Origin of the sequence: Micromonospora polyrhachis (assembly GCF_014203835.1) — a bacterium.
Classification (GTDB): domain Bacteria; phylum Actinomycetota; class Actinomycetes; order Mycobacteriales; family Micromonosporaceae; genus Micromonospora_H; species Micromonospora_H polyrhachis.
Genome location: NZ_JACHJW010000001.1, coordinates 4323816 through 4342713, shown reverse-complemented (window position 1 = coordinate 4342713; position 18898 = coordinate 4323816). Strand labels below are relative to the sequence as shown.

Annotated in this window: 22 protein-coding genes and 1 pseudogene; 11 read left to right on the top strand and 12 right to left on the bottom strand. The window is 70.4% G+C overall.

Annotation, left to right across the window (positions count from 1 at the left end):
* Positions 1-2 precede the first annotated feature (2 nt).
* The gene (locus FHR38_RS19090; RefSeq protein ID WP_184535940.1) at positions 3-1037 is read right to left on the bottom strand and encodes an SIS domain-containing protein; all 1035 of its coding nucleotides are present in this window, start codon (positions 1035-1037) and stop codon (positions 3-5) included.
* A 251-nt stretch (positions 1038-1288) separates the two neighbouring features.
* Here FHR38_RS19090 and FHR38_RS19085 point away from each other — a divergent pair, with 251 nt between their 5' ends.
* Positions 1289-1897, top strand: a complete 609-nt coding sequence (locus FHR38_RS19085) for a TetR/AcrR family transcriptional regulator (protein WP_312882269.1) — start codon at positions 1289-1291, stop codon at positions 1895-1897.
* 59 nt (positions 1898-1956) lie between these two features.
* Here the strand turns inward: FHR38_RS19085 and FHR38_RS19080 are convergent.
* Both FHR38_RS19080 and FHR38_RS19075 read right to left on the bottom strand, forming a co-directional pair.
* Positions 1957-2451: pseudogene (locus FHR38_RS19080) on the bottom strand (GNAT family N-acetyltransferase); the annotation flags it as partial.
* Positions 2448-2663, bottom strand: coding sequence for a biotin/lipoyl-binding carrier protein (locus FHR38_RS19075; protein WP_184539901.1), 216 nt, complete (start codon positions 2661-2663; stop codon positions 2448-2450). The gene FHR38_RS19075 and the pseudogene FHR38_RS19080, both read right to left, overlap by 4 nt.
* A gap of 174 nt (positions 2664-2837) precedes the next feature.
* On the opposite strand from FHR38_RS19075, the gene FHR38_RS33575 reads away from it, so the two are divergent.
* A complete protein-coding gene (locus tag FHR38_RS33575; RefSeq protein WP_369700219.1) occupies positions 2838-2912 on the top strand; it encodes a 50S ribosomal protein bL37 in 75 nt (24 codons plus the stop codon).
* A 91-nt stretch (positions 2913-3003) separates the two neighbouring features.
* On the opposite strand, the gene rsrA is transcribed toward FHR38_RS33575, so the two are convergent.
* The 5 genes from rsrA to FHR38_RS19050 all read right to left on the bottom strand — a co-directional run bounded on the left by rsrA (position 3004) and on the right by FHR38_RS19050 (position 6369).
* Complete coding sequence (rsrA, locus tag FHR38_RS19070; RefSeq protein WP_184539899.1) at positions 3004-3288, bottom strand: mycothiol system anti-sigma-R factor; 285 nt, start codon at positions 3286-3288, stop codon at positions 3004-3006.
* Positions 3289-3293: 5 nt separating this feature from the next.
* Entirely contained in the window at positions 3294-4118 is an 825-nt protein-coding gene (locus tag FHR38_RS19065; RefSeq protein WP_184535937.1) for a sigma-70 family RNA polymerase sigma factor, read from the bottom strand.
* A gap of 239 nt (positions 4119-4357) precedes the next feature.
* A complete protein-coding gene (locus FHR38_RS19060) occupies positions 4358-4939 on the bottom strand; it encodes an alpha/beta hydrolase family protein (protein ID WP_221449843.1) in 582 nt (193 codons plus the stop codon).
* 95 nt (positions 4940-5034) lie between these two features.
* On the bottom strand, positions 5035-5427 hold the full coding sequence (locus FHR38_RS19055; protein WP_184535935.1) for a WhiB family transcriptional regulator: 393 nt from the start codon (positions 5425-5427) through the stop codon (positions 5035-5037).
* 201 nt (positions 5428-5628) lie between these two features.
* Entirely contained in the window at positions 5629-6369 is a 741-nt protein-coding gene (locus FHR38_RS19050; RefSeq protein ID WP_184535934.1) for an SOS response-associated peptidase, read from the bottom strand.
* A 122-nt stretch (positions 6370-6491) separates the two neighbouring features.
* On the opposite strand from FHR38_RS19050, the gene aroA reads away from it, so the two are divergent.
* The 4 genes from aroA to FHR38_RS19030 all read left to right on the top strand — a co-directional run bounded on the left by aroA (position 6492) and on the right by FHR38_RS19030 (position 10931).
* Positions 6492-7793 (top strand): 3-phosphoshikimate 1-carboxyvinyltransferase, encoded by a 1302-nt coding sequence (aroA, locus tag FHR38_RS19045; RefSeq protein WP_184535933.1) that lies wholly within the window; start codon positions 6492-6494, stop codon positions 7791-7793.
* Between the two features lie 21 nt (positions 7794-7814).
* Positions 7815-8888: a ribosome small subunit-dependent GTPase A gene (rsgA, locus tag FHR38_RS19040; RefSeq protein WP_184539897.1), complete on the top strand. Its 1074-nt coding sequence runs from the start codon at positions 7815-7817 to the stop codon at positions 8886-8888.
* 193 nt (positions 8889-9081) lie between these two features.
* Positions 9082-9912, top strand: a complete 831-nt coding sequence (hisN, locus tag FHR38_RS19035) for a histidinol-phosphatase (RefSeq protein ID WP_184535932.1) — start codon at positions 9082-9084, stop codon at positions 9910-9912.
* A gap of 74 nt (positions 9913-9986) precedes the next feature.
* Positions 9987-10931: a hypothetical protein gene (locus tag FHR38_RS19030; RefSeq protein WP_184539895.1), complete on the top strand. Its 945-nt coding sequence runs from the start codon at positions 9987-9989 to the stop codon at positions 10929-10931.
* Here FHR38_RS19030 and FHR38_RS19025 read toward each other — a convergent pair.
* Complete coding sequence (locus FHR38_RS19025; protein WP_184535931.1) at positions 10901-12103, bottom strand: glycosyltransferase; 1203 nt, start codon at positions 12101-12103, stop codon at positions 10901-10903. The two genes, FHR38_RS19030 and FHR38_RS19025, sit on opposite strands and share 31 nt — an antisense overlap.
* Before the next feature lie 286 nt (positions 12104-12389).
* Here FHR38_RS19025 and FHR38_RS19020 point away from each other — a divergent pair, with 286 nt between their 5' ends.
* Both FHR38_RS19020 and FHR38_RS19015 read left to right on the top strand, forming a co-directional pair.
* The gene (locus FHR38_RS19020) at positions 12390-13205 is read left to right on the top strand and encodes an ATP-binding protein (protein ID WP_246446619.1); all 816 of its coding nucleotides are present in this window, start codon (positions 12390-12392) and stop codon (positions 13203-13205) included.
* Positions 13184-13747, top strand: coding sequence for a DUF5709 domain-containing protein (locus FHR38_RS19015; RefSeq protein ID WP_184535929.1), 564 nt, complete (start codon positions 13184-13186; stop codon positions 13745-13747). The genes FHR38_RS19020 and FHR38_RS19015 overlap by 22 nt, the downstream gene beginning before the upstream one ends.
* Positions 13748-13784: 37 nt before the next feature.
* Here the strand turns inward: FHR38_RS19015 and FHR38_RS19010 are convergent, their stop codons facing one another.
* Positions 13785-14423, bottom strand: a complete 639-nt coding sequence (locus FHR38_RS19010; protein WP_184539893.1) for a response regulator — start codon at positions 14421-14423, stop codon at positions 13785-13787.
* A 124-nt stretch (positions 14424-14547) separates the two neighbouring features.
* The gene (gene macS / locus FHR38_RS19005; protein WP_184535928.1) at positions 14548-15678 is read right to left on the bottom strand and encodes a MacS family sensor histidine kinase; all 1131 of its coding nucleotides are present in this window, start codon (positions 15676-15678) and stop codon (positions 14548-14550) included.
* Between the two features lie 158 nt (positions 15679-15836).
* Between macS and FHR38_RS19000 the strand changes: the two genes are divergently transcribed.
* The 3 genes from FHR38_RS19000 to FHR38_RS18990 all read left to right on the top strand — a co-directional run bounded on the left by FHR38_RS19000 (position 15837) and on the right by FHR38_RS18990 (position 17789).
* Complete coding sequence (locus FHR38_RS19000) at positions 15837-16706, top strand: MEDS and STAS domain-containing protein (RefSeq protein ID WP_184535927.1); 870 nt, start codon at positions 15837-15839, stop codon at positions 16704-16706.
* Complete coding sequence (locus tag FHR38_RS18995) at positions 16693-17193, top strand: ATP-binding protein (RefSeq protein ID WP_184535926.1); 501 nt, start codon at positions 16693-16695, stop codon at positions 17191-17193. The genes FHR38_RS19000 and FHR38_RS18995 overlap by 14 nt, the downstream gene beginning before the upstream one ends.
* A 110-nt stretch (positions 17194-17303) precedes the next feature.
* Positions 17304-17789: an ATP-binding protein gene (locus FHR38_RS18990; protein ID WP_184535925.1), complete on the top strand. Its 486-nt coding sequence runs from the start codon at positions 17304-17306 to the stop codon at positions 17787-17789.
* A gap of 109 nt (positions 17790-17898) precedes the next feature.
* Here FHR38_RS18990 and FHR38_RS18985 read toward each other — a convergent pair whose 3' ends face one another.
* A complete protein-coding gene (locus FHR38_RS18985) occupies positions 17899-18840 on the bottom strand; it encodes a ribose-phosphate diphosphokinase (protein ID WP_184535924.1) in 942 nt (313 codons plus the stop codon).
* Between the last annotated feature and the right edge of the window lie 58 nt (positions 18841-18898).

The window sequence follows — 18898 nt, the reverse complement described above, 5'->3', positions numbered from 1 at the left end:
CGTCAGCGGGTCGCGGTGACCTTCTTCAGGCCCCTCGGCGCGTCCGGGTCCTCCCCCCGGGCCAGCGCCAGGGACAGGGCCAGCTGCTGCAACGGCAGAATGTCCAGCAGCGGGGCGTACCGTTCGTCCACCTCCGGCACCGGCATCCGGGCGGCGGCGCCGTCGATGTCGGCGGGGCCGATCACGGCCACGTCGGCCCGGCGCTCGCCGAGCCGGGCGATGACCTCGCGCATCGCCGTCCCGCCTGGCCCCGATCCGACGACCGCGAGCACCGGTACGTCCGGGTCGGCCATGGCCAGCGGACCGTGCAGCAGGTCGGCCCCGGAGAAGGCGAGGGCCGGCAAATAGGAGGTCTCCATCAGTTTCAGGGCGGCCTCCCGCGCGGTCGGGTAGGCGTAGCCACGGCCGGTGGTGACCAGTCGACGGGCGAAGCGGTACCGGGATGCCAACTCGCCCGGAGTCGGGTCGGCCAGGGTACGGGCCGCCAACTCCGGCAGGGTGGCGAGCGCGGCCCGCTCCGGTGCGTCGAGTACGCCGTTGCCGGTCCGTACGCCCTCGATCAGCATGAGCAGGGCCAGCAGTTCGGCGGTGTACGTCTTGGTGGCCGCGACCGCCCGCTCGTGTCCGGCGGCGATGTCCACGGAGAGTTCCGCGACCTCGTTCAACGGCGAGGACGGGTTGTTGGTGACCGCCAGGGTCAACGCGCCGGTGGAGCGGGCCACCCGCAGCACCTCGGCCAGGTCCGGTGAGCCGCCGCTCTGGCTGACCCCGACGACCAGCGCGTCGGACATGTCGGGCCGGGCGCCGAAGACCGTGATCGCGCTGGGCGAGGCCAGGCCGGCAGGCAGGCCGAGCCGGATCTCGGTCAGGTAGGCGGCGTAGAGCGCGGCGTGGTCGCTGGTGCCGCGGGCGGTGAACACGACGTGCCGTGGTCGACGTTCGGCGATGGTCGCAGCGACCTGCGCGATCGCGTTCGCGTGCTCCGGTTCGAGCAGTCGTGCGTAACCCGCTGGCTGCTCAGCTACGTCCGCTGCCATGCCAGCACCCGGCTGTGTCACAAGAACCTCCCGTCCTGCGCGATATCGCGCGCTTCATGCGCAGTCTTGCACGATTGAAGCAGAAAGAGCAACGTAATGAACAGCTTTGCGCACTAGGTCACCGGCGTAGGTCGGTATGGTCGACTGCCCCGCCCATCCGGCGGGAAACCCGGCGGGGCGGGCCCGCCGCGGTGGCCACGGCGGTAGGTTCGGCACTAGTCGGCCGTTCGGAAGCCGCCGAGGAGAGGTTCGTGAGTATCCGCCCAGACGACCCCCGGGCACCCGCCCAGCCAGCCGACCCGCGGTCCCGCATCCAGGTCGTCGCCCTACAGCTCTTCACCGAGCAGGGTTACGAGCGGACCTCCCTGCGGGAGATAGCCGAACGGCTCGGGGTGACCAAGGCGGCGCTCTACCACCACTTCCGGAGCAAGGACGAAATCGTCGACAACTACCTCGACGACCGGCTCTCCGACCTCGACAAACTGATCGCCTGGGCCCGGCAGCAACCGGTCGACACGCCGGGCCGGCGAGCGATCGTCGCCGGTTACGCGGACCGGTTCTTCACCACCGGGCTTCCCCTGGCGGTCCGGTTCCTCGAACAGAACCAGACCGCTGCCACGCACCTGACCACCGCGCAGCGGATGCGCGACCAGTTGGCACAGTTGGCCGGGTTGCTCGCCCGGGGCGACGAGTCACCCGGCGCCGAGCTGCGGGCTGGGCTGGCGCTCTTCGCCATCTACCACGGCTGGTCCGCTCCGCAGACGTCACGAATCACTGACGAGGAACGGAAGCGACTGGCGTTGGTGGTCGCCTACGAGCTGGTCGATCGGATCGGTCCCGACCCAGCCGGCGAAGACTGACCAGCCAGGTCCAGCGGCGCAGACTGACCGGCCAGGTCCAGCGGCGCAGACTGACCGGCCAGGTCCAACCGTAGGGCGAACAGATCCACCCCGGCCATCGGGGACCAGTCCCGCTCCGGCATCCGCTGAAATCCGAGCCGGGCGTAGAGCCGCTGGGCCGGAAGGGAGAAACTACGGGTGGAGATGACGATCGCCCGGCACCCCAGCTCGGTCGCCCGGCGGATACAGGCCCGTACCAGGGTGGCACCCACGCCTCGCCCCTGGGCGGCGGGATCCACCGCCAACATCCGGAACTCGGCCTCACCGGGGTCGGAGAGTTCCGCGTACGCCGTGCCGGGCAGCACGAACAACACCGAGCCGAGCACCTGCCCGGTACCGCCGTCCGCGGCCACCAGCAGTTCGCCCTCGCGCGCCCGGGGCGGCACGTCGGCGAGCACCCGCTCGTAGCCGTTCCCGCCGGCCAACTGCCCGTCCGCCGCGTACGCCGAGACGGTCAACCGGCCGATGGCGTCGAAGTCGGCCGGCTCGGCGCGCCGCACCGTAAGGTCGGTCATTCGATGACCGCGATGAGATCACCGTCCTGGACGACGGCCCCCTCGTTGACGGCCAGTTCCCGCACCACGCCGTCCGACTCGGCCACCACCGGGATCTCCATCTTCATGGACTCCAGGATGACCAGCGTGTCCCCCTCGGAGACGGAGTCACCGGCGGCGACGACGACCTTCCAGACGTTCGCCACCATCTCGGCTCGGATCTCCTCGGCCATGGTGTGGCCCTCCTTCATCCGCGCAGTGTGCGTGCGAACGGTATCCAATCATGTGGCCGCCCGCTCAACGAGTCCGACCGGGCGGACTAACATCAGCGGGTCACTCCCGGTCCCGGGAGAACCTGTCCAGCCACGCCCGGAGCGGGTGCGGCACAGCGGTAACGGGAGGCCAACATGGCGAAGAAGGCTCGGAAGAAGAAGGCTCGGAAGAAGAGCGGCGCCAACCACGGCAAGCGCCCAAACTCCTGAGCGACGGCTCGTCAGTGACGGGGCCGGGGCATGGTGATCGCGGATGCGCGATCACTGATCACCCCGGCCCCCGGCCGCCGATTCGCCCCGGTCAGTCGGGCAGATATTCGCGGGTCTCGGTCTCGAAGACCAGTTCGGCGAGTCGGATCCGGAGGCGCTCGCGCAGCTCGACCGGGGCGGTCTCGTTGCCGCAGCAGCGGGCGACCAGCGCCTTCACCTCCTGCTCGATGCCGTACTCGCGCAGGCAGGGTGAGCACTCGTCCAGATGCTGGCGGATCAGGATGGTGCGCTCCTCGGCGCACTCCAGGTCGAGATAGAGGTAGACCTCGGCCAGTACCTCGCGGCAGTTGGTCTCGTGGGCGTCACCACAGCTCACAGTGCTCACACCTCCCGGGTAACGGCCGTGGCGGCGCGGGGCGTCGAAGCCGACGAGAACCCCCGCTCGGCCGCGTACCGCTCAAGCATCTTGCGCAGGTTACGGCGACCCCGGTGCAGTCGGGACATCACTGTGCCGATCGGCGTCCCCATGATGTCGGCGACCTCCTTGTAGGAGAAGCCTTCGACGTCGGTGAGGTAGACCGCCAGCCGGAACTCCTCGGGGAGCTGCTGCAACGCCTGCTTCACGTCGGTGTCGGGAAGCCGGTCGAGCGCCTCGGTCTCCGCCGAACGCAGCCCACTGGAGGTGTGCGACTCCGCCTCGGCGAGCTGCCAGTCGGTGATCTCGTCGGTCGGTGCCTGGATCGGCTGACGCTGCCGCTTCCGGTACGAGTTGATGTAGGTGTTGGTCAGGATCCGATAGAGCCAGGCCTTGAGGTTGGTGCCCTCTTCGAACTGGTGGAAGGCGGAGTACGCCTTCAGGTAGGTCTCCTGGACTATGTCCTCCGCGTCGGCGGGATTACGGGTCATCCGCAGAGCGGCGGCATAGAGCTGGTCAACGAAAGGCAGCGCGTCGCGCTCGAACCGTGTCCGGCGCTCTTCTGTCTTCTCCGGCTGGGTCAACCGCACGTCCCCTCGCGTCGTATGCCGTCCCGCTGAGGATACGCGCAACCGAGCGGAGGTAGATCCAGTTTCGGCCGATGTGCCAGTACTCACCCCGGCCGATCCGGGCGGCTCCGGTAGTGCCGACCATTCCGGTCCGTGTAGCAGCCGATGGAGCTGCCGCGTCCCGCGATCATCGCGTTCCGGGCTCCGTGTCTCGGTCCGCACCGGTCGACCCCCCTCGCCGTGGATAGCTTCCAGGAGCTGTAACACCACGCCACCGGTCGGGCATTCCGGAACCGATCTCCCCATTCCTGGTCCCGGCCGTGGGCTTCCGCCACCGCTGGACGCCATGGGCTCCGCCACCGCTGGGACCAGGAAGGGCCTGGGAGGACGATGCCGCCTCGATCCGGGAAACCGGTGAAAGTTCCCCGGCGCGGATCGGCACCATGGAATGCAACGATCACCTACGCCGGGGGAAACGGTCCGGCCCAGCCGTACTCCCGCAACCAACCCAGCACCACCGCCGCCACCGCCTCGGGATCGCGCCGGAGGTCGTGCCGCTCCCCCGGTCGGATCTCCACCCGGACGCCTGGCCCGGCCGACGGCACGCCGAACGGGTCACGGTCGCCGTTGACGACCAGGGTGGGCACGCCCGTGGCCAACTCGCCGGCCCGGGACCGCTCCGGCTTGCCGGGCGGATGCAGCGGAAAGGCGAGCGCGACGATCCCGAGGGCACCGACCGACGCGGCGGTACGACAGGCCACCCGGGCCCCGCTGGACCGGCCGCCGACGATCGTGGGGACGGTGGGATGCCGCGCACGCAACACCCCCACCACCGTCGACCACGCTTCGTCGAGCTGCCCGGCGGGCGCCGGCGCTCGGCGGCCGGCGACCCGGTAGGGCTGGGTGACCCGGGCTACCGCCACACCGGCGGAGACCGCCGCGTCGCGTACCGCGATCAGATCGGGCGCGTCCACGCCGCCACCGGCCCCGTGCCCGAGGACGAGCAGGCTGGTCGGCTTTGCCGCAGGCAGGTCGACGTCCATCCGTGCCGACCCTCGGGGCGTCTCCACCTCTTCACCGTGACGCACCGGCTCATTGTGCCGGCGGTTCCGAGCCGGAGTACGGCCAACCTGGCCCGTCAGGCCAGGGGCACCAGGGTCAGCATCCGGTCGTGTATCGGTGGCAGCTCGTCGTCGGCCGCCTCCGGGTCCGGTCTCACCTGGCCTCGCCAGGCCACCAGCATGGCCCGCCGCTCGCGTGGGGTGGTCGCCCCCCAGACCCCGTGACAGTCCCCGACCTCCAACGCCCAAGCCAGGCAGGAGCCCTGGACGTCGCAGGTACGACAGAGCGCCACCGCGGCCTCCACCGGCTCACTCGGTGCCGGGAAGAAGGTCTCCGGGTCCACGCTCCGGCAGGCACCCCTGGTCCGCCATGCGTCATCCAGGCTCCGCTCGCTGACCGCCCGAAGCAACCTCGGGTCTCGTCGTGCAGCGGCAACCTCGTGCGGGCGTGGCATCCGCGCCCGTGTCATTCACCCACCTCCCCCGTGGGACCGGCAAAAATAGGGAAGTGTCCTTCGCCCTGGTGCGAATCGACATCAAATGCCGGCGCTGTGTTCTATCGCACTTACACGGTCGGTGACAAGGGGCTACCGCAAAGCTGACGAAAAGACGGGCCGACGTTTCACCCACAACTCTGGCAAATTAGTACGCGACAATGTTGCGCGGCACGTTCAGAACAACGTCAAATCGACGTGCTCACGCGGCGGTGTGCCGAGCGGTTCGGCGTCGACGCGTTCGATGAGTCCCGGACCGTCGTTACGGACGTCGCCGATTTGTCTACCGACCGGCCGGATCTCGATTTCGGCCAATGTCCCGACGCTCGGCGGGATCAGCAGCTCGTCCGGTTCGCTCCCGTCAGCCAGCCAACCGGCCCACCGGTCAGGGGGCAGCAGCAGCGGCATTCGGGCGTGCACCAGCGCCAGGTCACCGAGTGCCGGGGTGGTGAGGACGCTGCAGGTGAGCCGCGCGTCCGGCCCGTCGCCCCAGCGCGACCAGATGCCGGCGAACGCGAGCACACCCCCGTCGGCCGGGGTCAGGAAGTAGGCCTGCTTCCCGCCGCTGTCGCGGCGAACCCACTCGTACCAACCGTCGGCCGGAACGAGGCAGCGCCGTCTGGCGAACGAACTGGCGTACGCCTTCGTGGTGGCGACGGTCTCGGCACGTGCGTTGATCATCCGGGCCGCGCCCCGGGTGTCCCGGGCCCATCCCGGCACCAGACCCCACCGGGCCAGGGAGAGCACCCGACGTCGGCCGTCCGCGTCATCCGGGGCGGTGGCCATCCGGACGATAGGCACCGGATCGGTCGGGGCGACGTTGTAGTCGACGGCGAGCCCGTCGCCGGTCTCGTCGGACGACTCGAACAGGGCGCTCAGGTCCGCCGCGTTCCGGGTCGTGGCATACCTCCCACACATGCCGCCCACGCTAGCCCGCCCCTGGGACATTCCACCGCTGTGCCAACTCCCGCAAATCCCGACAGTCGAGAGAATCGGTACGGCGATCACTGGCCGCCAACGGGACACGGCAGACTGTAGGGGTGGCGAACCTGACCGCGACCCGTCCACCGCAGCCGTGGACCGCGCCCACCGCGACCGACCCGGTCTCCTCCACCGTGCGCCTGCCCGGCTCCAAGTCGATGACCGCCCGGGCCCTGGTGCTCAGCGCCGTGGCGGCCGGTCCGTCGACCCTGTATCGACCGCTCCGGGCCCGGGACACCGAACTGATGGCCGGTGGCCTGCGGGCGATGGGCGCTCACATGTCCACCGTGGACGACGAACGCTGGCTGGTCCGGCCCCGACCGCTCCAGGGTCCGGCGCACGTCGACGTCGGACTCGCCGGCACCGTCATGCGGTTCGCCCCCTCCGTCGCCGGGCTGGCCGAGGGGCCGGTCACCTTCGACGGCGACCCGCACGCCCGGACCCGCCCGCTCGGGCCGCTCGTCGGGGCATTGCGCTCCATCGGCGTACGCATCGACGCCTCCCCTGAGGGTGGGCTACCACTGACCGTGCACGGCACCGGCAGCGTGACCGGTGGCGAGGTGGTGATCGACGCCTCCGCCTCCAGCCAGTTCGTCTCCGGCCTGCTGCTGGCCGCCCCCCGGTTCGACCGGGGCGTGGTGGTCCGGCACCAGGGTCCGCCGGTCCCGTCCGCCCCCCACCTGCGGATGACCGTGCAGATGCTGCGTGCGGCCGGCGCCGGCGTCGACGACACCACGCCCGACGTCTGGGTGGTCGAACCGGGCCGGCTCTCCGGGCGGGGCTGGGAGATCGAGCCGGACCTCTCCGGTGCGGCCCCGTTCTTCGCCGCCGCCCTGATCACCGGCGGTACGGTGACCCTGCTCGGCTGGCCCCGCAGCAGCGCCCAGCCGGTCGACCGGTTGCGGGCGTTGCTGCACCAGATGGGGGGCGAGGTGACGCTGGGTACCGACGGGTTGACCGTACGGGGCACCGGAGTCGTACACGGGTTGGCCGCCGACCTCTCCGACGTGAGCGAGCTGACCCCGGTGCTGGCCGCCCTGGCGGCGGTCGCCGACTCCCCGTCCCGGCTGACCGGGGTGGCCCACATCAGGGGGCACGAGACCGACCGGCTCGCCGCGCTCGGCCGCGAACTCACCGGCCTCGGCGCGGACGTGGTCGAAACCCCGGACGGACTGGAGATCCGGCCTCGGCCACTGCACGGCGGCGTCTTCGAGACCTACAACGACCACCGGATGGCGCACGCGGCGGCGGTGATCGGCCTGGCCGTACCCGGGGTCAACCTGAGTGATGTGGCGTGTACCTCCAAGACCCTGCCCGAGTTCCCGGCACTATGGTCTGCGATGGTGACCGGTACGAGTTGACCGCGTAACGAGGGGGCGATCCTGGCGGCCAAGCGGCGGGAGTACGACGAGGAGGACGTTCGGGTCCGGCCCGGTCGTTCCTCGCGCCCGCGTACCCGCACCCGACCCCGGCACGAGAACGCGGTCGAGGGATTCGTCGTCGCCGTCGACCGGGGCCGCTACACCTGCGTGGTCACCGATCCGGCCGATCCCGGGGTGCCCGGGGGCGGACCGGACGAACGGACGGTCACCGCGATGCGCGCCCGCGAGCTGGGCCGCAAGTCGGTGGTGGTCGGCGACCGGGTCGCGCTGGTCGGCGACACCTCCGGGGTGACCGGGGCACTGGCCCGGATCGTCCGGATCGCCGAGCGCACCTCGGTGCTGCGGCGCACCGCCGACGACGACGAGACCACCGCCGAGGGCCGGCTGGAACGGGTGGTCGTGGCCAACGCCGACCAGTTGGTGATCGTCAGCTCACTGGCCGACCCGCCACCGCGTACCGGGTTCATCGACCGCTGCCTGGTGGCGGCGTACGACGCGGACATCGAACCGCTGCTCTGCCTCACCAAGGCCGACCTGGCCGCGCCGGACGCCGTACTCGACTACTACGCCGAGCTGGACCTGCCGTACGTGCTGGTCCGGCCGGACTCCGACCCGGAGCAGGTCAGCCGGCTGCTGAGCGGCCACGTCTCGGTCATGGTCGGCCACTCCGGTGTCGGCAAGTCCACCCTGGTCAACCGGCTGGTGCCGGCCGCCGAACGAGCCGTCGGCACGGTCAGTGCGATCGGCCGGGGCCGGCACACCTCGACCAGTGCGGTCGCCCTGCGTCTACCACCGCCGGAACCGCCCAGTCGGAAACGGAAAGGAGACCCGGGCTGGATCGTGGACACCCCGGGCATCCGTAGCTTCGGGCTGGCCCACGTCTCGGCCGAGAGTCTCCTGCACGGCTTCCCGGATCTCGTCGAGGGGACCCTCGACTGCCCGGTGAACTGCGAACACACCGCTGGTGAGGTCGACTGCAAGTTGGACGCCTGGGTCGCGGCGGGGCACGCCGACCCGCGCCGGCTGGCGTCGTACCGCCGGCTGCTGGCATCCCGCGCCGGCGAGGTCGAGTAGGGCCAGACGGCCAGCGTCGCTGGCTCGTCGCTGTTCGTGACCGGCGTCGCTGGCTCGTCGCTGTTCGTGACCGGCGTCGCTGGTCCGGCGCTGTTCGTGACCGGCGTCGCTGGCCCGGTGGACACGCCGGGGAACACGCGTACCGGTCGTCCCTGATCACGCCCGGCACGCGGGATCGGATACCTTTCCGCCCATGGCCCGCTACGCCGACGACCTGTCCCTTGCCCACGTGCTGGCCGACACCGCCGACTCGATATCGATGACCCGGTTCCGCGCCATCGACCTGGCCGTCGAGTCGAAACCGGACCTGACCCCGGTGTCGGACGCGGACACCGCCGTGGAACGCGCGATCCGGGCCACGCTCTCCCGGGCCCGTCCCCGGGACAGCGTGCTCGGTGAGGAGTTCGGAACCGCCGAGGCGACCGGCGTCGCCGGCACCGAGGCGACCGCCGACGGATCGGCCCGACCGGGCACCCGCCGGTGGGTGATCGACCCGATCGACGGCACCAAGAACTTCATCCGGGGCGTACCGATCTGGGCCACCCTGATCGCGCTGCTGGAGGACGACCAGCCGGTCGTCGGGCTGGTCTCGGCGCCGGCGCTCGGCCGCCGCTGGTGGGCCGCCACCGGCCACGGTGCGTACGCCGGTAGGCATCCGGCCTCGGCCGCGCCGATCAGGGTCTCCGGCGTACGTCGGCTCGCCGACGCCAGCTTCTGCTACTCCTCGCTGGACGGGTGGGAGGCCACCGGTCGGCTCCCCGCGATGCTCGACGTCCTGCGAACGGCCTGGCGGACCCGGGCCTACGGCGACTTCTACGGTTACATGCTGGTGGCCGAGGGTGCGGTCGACGCGATGACCGAGCCGGAGCTGTCGTTGTGGGACGTGGCCGCCCTGATCCCCATCGTCACCGAGGCCGGCGGCACGCTCACCGATCTGTCCGGGAAACCAGGTCCGGGCAACGGGGGCAGCGTGCTGGCCACCAATGGCCGGCTTCACCAGGCATTGCTCGATCGGCTGGGTTAGCCTGTCGAGCAGTCTGGGCAAGCACCCTCTATCCTCGCCAGGTGGCGTCCTCCGGCTGGTGGTTCCTGGCAATGATGATCATTGCCTACGGTGTTGCCAACATGCTTCAATCGGTCGCGGCGACACGTACCACCCTGCATCACAGCTTCCATCCCGGCTTGCTGCTGCGCCTGGCCTGCCACCGGACCTACCTGGTCGGGCTCACCTGCCAGATGTTCGGTTTCGTACTCGCCTTCCTGGCCCGGCGGGACCTGCCGCTGTTCCTGGTCCAGGCGAGTGTCGCCGCCGGGCTGGGCGTCACCGCGGTGCTCGGCGTACTGGTGTTGAAGTGGCGACTGCCCATCGCCGAGGTCGCCCTGCTGGTCCTGCTCTTCGCCGGGATCACCGCGCTGATCCTCTCCGCTCAACCGGCCCCGTCCCGACCACTCGGGACAGCGGGAACGATCGCACTGGCCGCCGCTCTCGGCCTGATCGGGGTGCTCGGTTTCTTCGCCGTACGACTACACGGTGCGCCCGGCTCGGTGGCGCTGGGCTCGCTGGCAGGGCTGGCGTTCTCCGCCGCTGCCGTGGCTGCCCGGCCGCTGGCCTCGGTCCAGTCGTTCGAGGGGTTCCTGCGCGACCCGTTGCTCTACCTGCTGATCGCCCACTCGATCGTCGGCCAGTTGCTGCTGGGGCTGGCGATGCAGCGGGGCTCCACCACCGCCGCGGTCGCGGCCATGGACGCGGCCGGGGCGGTACCCGCCGCCATCGTCGGTCTGCTGCTGCTCGACGACAAGATCTGGCCGGGCCGGGAATGGCTGGCCGCCACCGGCTTCCTGGTCACCCTGGCTGCGGTGATCGGATTGACCAGGTACGCCGAACCGCAGCACCACCACACCGTTGCGCCCACCGAGGAGCGCCCTGCCCTGCCGTCCGGTGCTAAAAAAAGCCCCTTCCTGTCGCCTTCCGCCTTGGAAGGAGCCCTTCCCAACAGCAAGGACGGGGCCGCTCAGCGGGGGCGGTTGAGCACCCGCTCGTAGAGCCGCTCCAGCGTGCCAGCGGCACGGTCCCAGGTGTAACTGCATCGTGCCCGGTCCACTGCCGCATGGCCGTACGCGAACCGTTCCGCGTCGTCGGCGAGCAGCCGACGCAGGGTGCTGCCCAGGCTCCGTACGTCGCCCGGGGGCACCAGCCGTCCGCTCACCTCGTCCACCACCGTGTCCGCCACCCCGCCAAGGCGGTAGCCGACCACGGGGACTCCGCAGGCCATGGCCTCCAACGGCACACGGCCAGCCGAGGCGTAGCGCGGCGCGCAGGCCACCACGTCGGCTGAGCGGTACCAGGAGGCCATCTGCTCGTGCGGTACCGCCCCGATGAGTCGTACCCGGTCGGAAACCCCGCACCGTCGGGCGATCTCGCGGAGCCGGGCCGCATCGGTGTCGTCGGTCAGCTCGCCATCTGCCGGGCCACCCACGATGATCAGCTCGGCGTCGCCGACCAACCGCATCGCCTGGATCAGGTCCTCATGTCCATGACCGGGTGCCAGCCCACCCACCGACAGGATCCGGGCCTGCCGTTCCCGGGAAGCCGACTCCCCGTCCGGGCTGAACCGGTCGGTGTCCACCCCGGCCGGCACCACGGCCACCGCTGCCCGATGCAGACCCATCCGGGTCAGCTCCTCCACCTCGTCGGTGGACTGTGCCACGGCCAGGTCGACCGCCCGGGTCAACGCCCGCTCCAGCGGTATCCGCTCCCCCGGGCCGGAATAGGCACGACCAAGATGACGTAGTTGCTCGACGCCGATCGAATGGAAGGTCTGCACGACCGGGATGCTCATCTGCCGAACGGCGCTGGCCGCCGCCAGGCCGCCGATCCAGAAGTGACCGTGCACCACGTCCGGCGTCCAGTCCCCGGACCACCGGTCGGTCAACCACCGGCCCAGGTCGGGCACGTACGGCACCAGGGCGGCGGTCGGCGTACGCGTCGACGGTCCCACCGGCACCCGCTCCACCCGGTAACCGCCGTCGTCGGTCACGGCCGGCAGGTCCGGGTCGTCCCGCCGTTCGTAGACATGCACGTCATGTCCCCGGATGGCCAACTCGGCGGCGACCCGGGCGACGTGTTGGTGGGTTCCGGCCACCTGCTGGTCTGCGCCGTTCGGTCCGGGCGGACGGGGCGGCCTGGCGTGCGCGCAGACCAGGCCAACGCGCATGGTTCACCTCCATCGGACCAAGGGGCTTCCGATCAGAGGCTCCCATTTAACCGGGCCGGACCGAGCCGAAACCTGCAACTCGATCCGGCTCCCGATCGCTCAACCGATCCCACATGCCGCGCGGCTGAACTCACGACCGGACGATCGTGACAGATGGCTGTCCACATCTGGATGCGTTCGATCCGCATGACGGGTGGTGCTGCCGGGTACGGCTAGGGAATGCGAGACACCCCCAACGTCAACTGTGTGATCACGACATATGCGCCCGTCGCGCAATGGAGGCATCATGTCCATCGAAATGCGCTGGCTGGTGGAAACGAATGAGGCGTACTCACTCGTCCGGTTCTTTGGTGAGTTCGATCTTCCGACGGCGCGGGAGGTACGAGGGGCGCTGCTGACCTGTATCGCCGACCGGCCGACCACGCTCCTCGTCGACGTCTCCCGCCTCCGGGCGGACGACCCCGAGGCCATGGCGGTCCTCTTCTCGACCGGTCGTGAAATCGCCGACTGGCCCACCGGGGAACTGCTCTTCCGCGGCCCAGGACAGCGAGCGGCCTTGCCCCTGCCCAGCCGAGAGGATAGGAAGGGCCCCTTCCTGTCGCTTTCTGCCTTGAGAGGGGCCCTTCCCCACCCCGGCCCCTCCGCTGGCACCCCCGCAGATGCCATCGACGTCGACCTGGCCCCTGCACCAGGAGCGGCCCGACATGCCCGGGAACTGGTCACCGAGGGATGTCGTCGCTGGGCGCTACAGGATCTGGCCGCCTCGGCCAAGGTCGCCGTCACCGAACTGGTCAGCAACGTTGTCACGCACGCGCGTACTCCGATGACCCTGCGGCTGGCCCGTCGGGCAAAGGCCCTGCACGTCGCCGTACGGGACTACTCGCCGAAGCGGCCCGACTTCGCCGGGCCGGTGCCGTCCACCTCGATCGGCGGTCGTGGCCTGCTCCTGATCGACAACATGGCCACCCGCTGGGGCACCAGCCTGTTGGAGAACGGGAAACTCGTCTGGGCGGTACTGACCGCCGAGGACGAACCGGTCGAAGGGCGGTTACGGTCGCAGACATGGGGTAGTGACCTGACATGCGCGATGACGACTACCTGACCCCCGTGTCCGACCCGGAGGCGGAAGGGCTGCCCGGGATCGCCGACGACGACTCGACCGCCAACGACGACGTCGCCACCGGCCGGGAGGCCGACGGGCTGGATCCCGCCGCCCTTCCGGCCGACCGGCCGATGGCGGTGGACCGGTTCGGTAACACCGCCGAGGAGCAGCGGGAGGGAGAATCCCTCGACTACAAGGTCGCGCGAGAGCAGGGAGAGCGCGCCGTCGACGACCCCCTGTCCGCCTCCGCCGATCCGGCGGTACGCGGCGAGGCCGACAGCGACGAGGCCGCCGCCGAGGCGCAACTGGACGCCGACGTCATGAATCCCGGCCCGACCTCGGACCCGAACTCCGCCGTGTCCCTGTACGACTACGGCAAGCTGTCCGGTTCCGAGGGGGCTCCGGTGGGCCGGCTGATGGAACCGGACGAGGGCATCAGCCCGGACCGGGAGCCCGACTCGGTGGCATTCGACGCCGGGGTCGCGGGCGGTGGACAGGCGGCCGAGGAGTTGGCCGTGCACGAGACGGAACCGCCGGACTGAGGATCACCAGCATGGTCGGCACTGACCGCGGTACGGGTCAGTCGTCCAACCCCTGTGCGATGGCGTACCGGGTCAGCTCGACCCGGTTGTGCAGTTGCAGCTTGCCCAGGGTGTTCTGTACATGGTTCTGCACCGTCCGGTGGGACAGGCTGAGCCGTTCGGCGATCTGCTTGTACGACATGCCCTTGGCCACCAGCCGCAGCACCTCGGTCTCCCGATCGGTGAGCCGGGGCGTAGGGCCGGCGGCGGCCGTGGTCGGGGTGGTCGTGGCGAGCCGGCGGTACTCGCCGAGCACCAGGCCGGCGAGCCCCGGGGTGAAGACGGTCTCGCCGGCGGCGGTGCTCCTGACCGCGTCCAGGAACTCCTGTTGACCGGCGGACTTGACCAGATAGCCGGTGGCCCCGGCCTTCACGGCGTCGAGCACGCTCTGCTGCTCACCGCTGGCGGAGAGCATCAGCACCCGTACCCCGGGAACCGCTGCCAGCAGGCCCCGGATCACCTCGACGCCGGAGATGTCCGGTAGCTGAAGATCGAGTACGACGACGTCCGGCCGGACCGCCGCGGCGATCCGGACCGCCTGACCGCCCTCCCCGGTGGTGGCCACCACCTCGTGCCCGGCCTCGGTCAGGTCGCGGGCCACGCCCTCCCGCCACATCGGATGGTCGTCGACCACCATCACCCGGATCGGCGTACCGTCTCCACTCACGCGGCCCACCCTAGACGCCAACGTTCCGCCACCCAGCATCGTCGTACGGCTTCCACGGCCTCCGGCGGCGTGGGGCAGCCGTCACCGCTGCCCATCATCGGGGCTTGGGCAGTCGCAACTCGACCTCCGTACCCTGCCCGGGCACCGAGGTGATCTGCGTCGAGCCGCCCAGGCTGGTCATCCGGCCCTGGATCGACTGTGCGACCCCCAACCGCCCCTGCCGGGCCGCCTCGGCGAGCCGCCCGGCGGGGATGCCCGGCCCGTCGTCACGTACCGACACGGTCACGCCATCCGTCTCCTCCTCGACCAGCACCCAGGCCTGGCCGCCGCCGTGTCGGGCGACGTTGTCCAGTGCCGCCCCGACCGCCGCACCGAACTCCCGGGCTGCCGGGGCGGGCAGTCGGACCGGGGTCGCCGGGCTGGCGATCGACACCGTCGGGGAGGCGTAACCGCCGAGCACCGTACGCAGGTCGACCTCCTCCGCTTCCGGTGGCCCGGCGTCGTCCTCGGCTGCCCGGGTGGCGATCAGGGCACGCAACGCCGCCTCCTGTTCGCCGGCAAGCCGGGCCAACTCACCCGCCTCACCATCCAGATGGGCGCCCCGCCGCTGCACCAGGGCCAGCACCTGGAGCACCGAGTCGTGGATGTCCCGGGCGAGGCGTTCCCGTTCCCGGGTCGCCGCGGCCAGTTCGACCGCACGGTGCAGCTGCTCCTCGGCGATCACCGCCAGCCGGGCGACGTGTCCGACCGCCAACCCGGCGAGCAGCATGAGCATGCCGGCGGTGAGGGACGACTGGGTGAGTCGTTCCCGTACCGCGAGGTCGGCCGCGGCGAGGACCAGCGCCGCCGCGACCCCCCGGCGGCGTCCGCCGGAGACCGCCCAGGCGAGCACCGGTCCACCCAGCCAGGCCACCGGGAGGGTGGGTAAGCCGGCGGCCAGCGCCGCGCGCCCGACCACCCAGGGGGTGGCCAGCAGGACCCCCAGGGTGACGCCCAGGTCGGCGATGAGCAGCGGCCAGCGTCGCCAGGCCGGTCGGGCGTACGCGTACGCGGTGACCACGGTCCAGCCGGCCATGATCAGCAGAACGGTTCCACCGGCAACAGGATGCGCGTAGTCCCGGACGTTGCGCGCGACCAGGACGGTGACGTACGCCAGCGAGGCGAACCGGAAGACGGCGATGGAGCGCCAGAACGGCGTCTGCAGGCTGCCGGGAGGTGACGGCATGGCCCTGACCCTGCCATATCCGGCCGTCCACCAGCCGACGGCGGGCCCCGGGGCTACGCAGCCGGGGTGGCACGGCTCGCGGGGCGGGATACGGGCACGACTGGCGGATGGTCATGCTCTAACGTGAGGTCACCTTCGACAATGAACAGGTGGCCGGAATGGCGGACACGGCGACGGTGGACAGGCTGGCCGCAGGTGATCACGCGTGTCTGACCTTTTCCGACGCTGACGAGCGGATGGACCTGGTTGCCGCATTCGTACGGGACGGCCTACGGCGCGGTCAGAAGGTCGTCTGCTGGACCGACTCGGTCGCCCCGGACCGCCTCGTCGGCGAGCTCGCCGCCCGCTCGGTACGCCCCGGTGCCGCCCTGCGTCGGGGGCAACTGGTCCTGGCCACGATCGGCGATCCGCTGGCCGGGCCGCACCGCAACGGTGCCGCCGGCATGGTCGAGGTACTCGCCGGGGAACTGGCCCGCGCCGGCCGGGAGGGCTACCCGGGACTGCGGGTCACGGCGGACATGTGCTGGGCGACCCGACCGTCGGCGGCGGACGAGTTGCTGGCCTTCGAGACCGAGGTGGCGGGACTCTTCGCCGACGGCCGGTTGTGCCTGATCTGCCAGTACGATCGGGACCGGTTCGATGGGGTCACGCTCGCCTTCGCGGCCAAGGCCCACCCGAGGGCGGTGGCCGCACAGGTCTACCACGATCATCCTCTGCTCAGGATCTGCCGTCAGTACAGCCCGCCCGGCATCCGGGTCGCCGGCGAACTGGACTATCGCCACCAGGACGTGCTGGAGCAGGCGCTGGCCGAGTCACTGCGACTGGACCGGCACATGCACGTCAACCTCAGCCGGCTGGACTACATCGACGGGTCCTGCGCGGGAGCGATCGTGCAGACCGCCCTGCGGCTGCCGCCGTCCCGGCGGATGACCGTCACCTGCCGCCGGTTGGCCGCCACCGTCCTGGATCTGGTCGGTGCGGGTAACGTGCCACAACTACGGGTACAACGAATTCATGACCAGCCCTGACCCGCCCGCGACGGCTTCCAGGCGACCGGCGCGGGCGGTCGTACCGGAGGTGGTCAACCTTGATCAGCGCTTCGACTCCGACGCGCTCTATTCGCTCCGGGCCGCCCTGACCGCTCACGCCAGCGATCTGGGTGCCAGCCCGGTGCTGGTGGAACAGTTGCTCATCATGGCCAGTGAACTGGCCACCAACGCCGTACGGCATGGCGGCGGCGCCGGCCGGCTGCGCATGTGGCGCGATCACGGACAACTGCACCTACAGATCAGTGATCGCGGTCCAGGGCTGGCCGACCCCACTGTTGGCACCAGTCCTCCCGACCGGTTGGCGATCGGCGGTCGGGGTATGTGGATCTGCCGGCAGCTCTGCGACGACCTGGTCATCGACACCGGCGTGGGTGGGACCACCGTCACCGCGGTGGTCCGCCTGGACGGGCCGGACGGTGACAACGGGACCGAACCGGCACCCCCCGCGAGACGGCCGGTGGCATGATCTCCCTGGGATCGGCGACCGATCCCGGCGGGCAAGAAGTGCGAAGGTGCATACGTTGACGTAGGGTTGAAAAGCCGCTTATGCCCTCGACATCGACGGCGGGACGTGCAATGGCTGAAGAGGATCCTCTCGCACCCAACAAGGTGCCGCCCCTTGGCCTGCCTGTCCTGGTCGCCGAGGCGTTCGACGGAGCCCACGTGACCGGCTTACGGCACGCGGTGGCCTCCTACGCCGAGGAGTCCGGGCTCGCCGGCCAACGGCTGGACGACTTCGTCCTGGCCGTCAACGAATTGATCACCAACGCGGTTCGGCACGGTGGTGGCCGGGGCTGGCTACGGCTGTGGCGCGAGGACAGCACGGTCCGATGCGAGGTGTCCGACACCGGCGAGGGCATCGCCACCGATCAACTCGGCAACCGAACCCGACCCGCACCGGACACCGCAGGCGGTCGCGGACTGTGGCTGGCCCGGCAACTCAGCGACGACCTGGTGGTGCTGACCGGGGCGCGGGGCACCACGGTACGGATCAGCACCGCGGTGGCCCCGGCCAACCAGGAACGCGCCGACTGGCCCATGCCGTACGGCGACCTAAGCTGACGAGGGCGACCTCAACCGCTCAGCGCAGATTCAACCCGCTCAGCGCAGATTCAACCCGCTCAGAGCAGACTCAACCCGCTCAGAGCAGACTCAGCCGAACAGAGCAGCCTCAGCCGAACAGAGCACTGACCGATTCGCCGTTGTGGATGCGGCGCATCGCCTCGGCCAGCGCCGGTGCCACCGAGAGCACCTCCAGCTTCGGCACTCGCTTGTCGGCCGGAATCGGGACGGTGTTCGTACAGACGATCTCCAACACCCCGTCCTGCTGACTGAGCCGGTCGAGTGCGTCGCTGGAGAACAGCCCGTGGGTGCAGGCCAGCCGGATGGAGCGGACCTTCTGCTCCCGCAGATGGTCCATCAGCTCGATGACCGTACTGCCCTTGGCGATCTCGTCGTCGAGCACGATGACGTGCCGGTCCACGACATCCCCGATGACCGCGCTGATCTTGACCCGGTCGTCGCTGAACCGCTGCTTCGCCCCGGCCGCCACCGGCGTACCGAGCATCCGGGCGAAGGCCGCCGCCTCCTTGGCGTTGCCCAGGTCGGGTGAGACCACGACGGTGTCGGTCAGGTCGTAGCGCTTGAAGTAGTTGGCCAGCTCACGCAGGGCGTGCAGATGGTCGACCGGCACGCTGAAGAAACCGTGTACCTGCGGCGAGTGCAGGGTCATCGCCAGCACCCGGTCGGCCCCCGCCGAGACCAGCAGGTCGGCGACGAGCCGCCCCCCGATGGAGATCCGAGGAGCGTCCTTCTTGTCCGACCGGGCGTAGGCGTAGTGCGGCAGGACCACCGTGGTACGCGCCGCCGACGCGCCTCGGGCGGCGTCGAGCATCAGTAGCAGCTCCACCAGGTTCTCCTGCACCGGCGGCACGAGTGGCTGGATCAGGAAGACGTCGCGCTCCCGACAGTTGGCCTGCAACTGCACCTCCAGGCAGTCGTTGGCGAACCGTGAGGTGCGCACCGGCAGCAGCGGTACGTCGAGGTGGGCACAGATCTCCGCCGCGAGTTCCGGGTGGGCACTTCCGCTGAACACAGCGATCTCTTCACGCACAGCGGCATGTTAACGGCCGCTGTGCCCGCACCCCGGGGCGGTCCCACCGATTACCAGG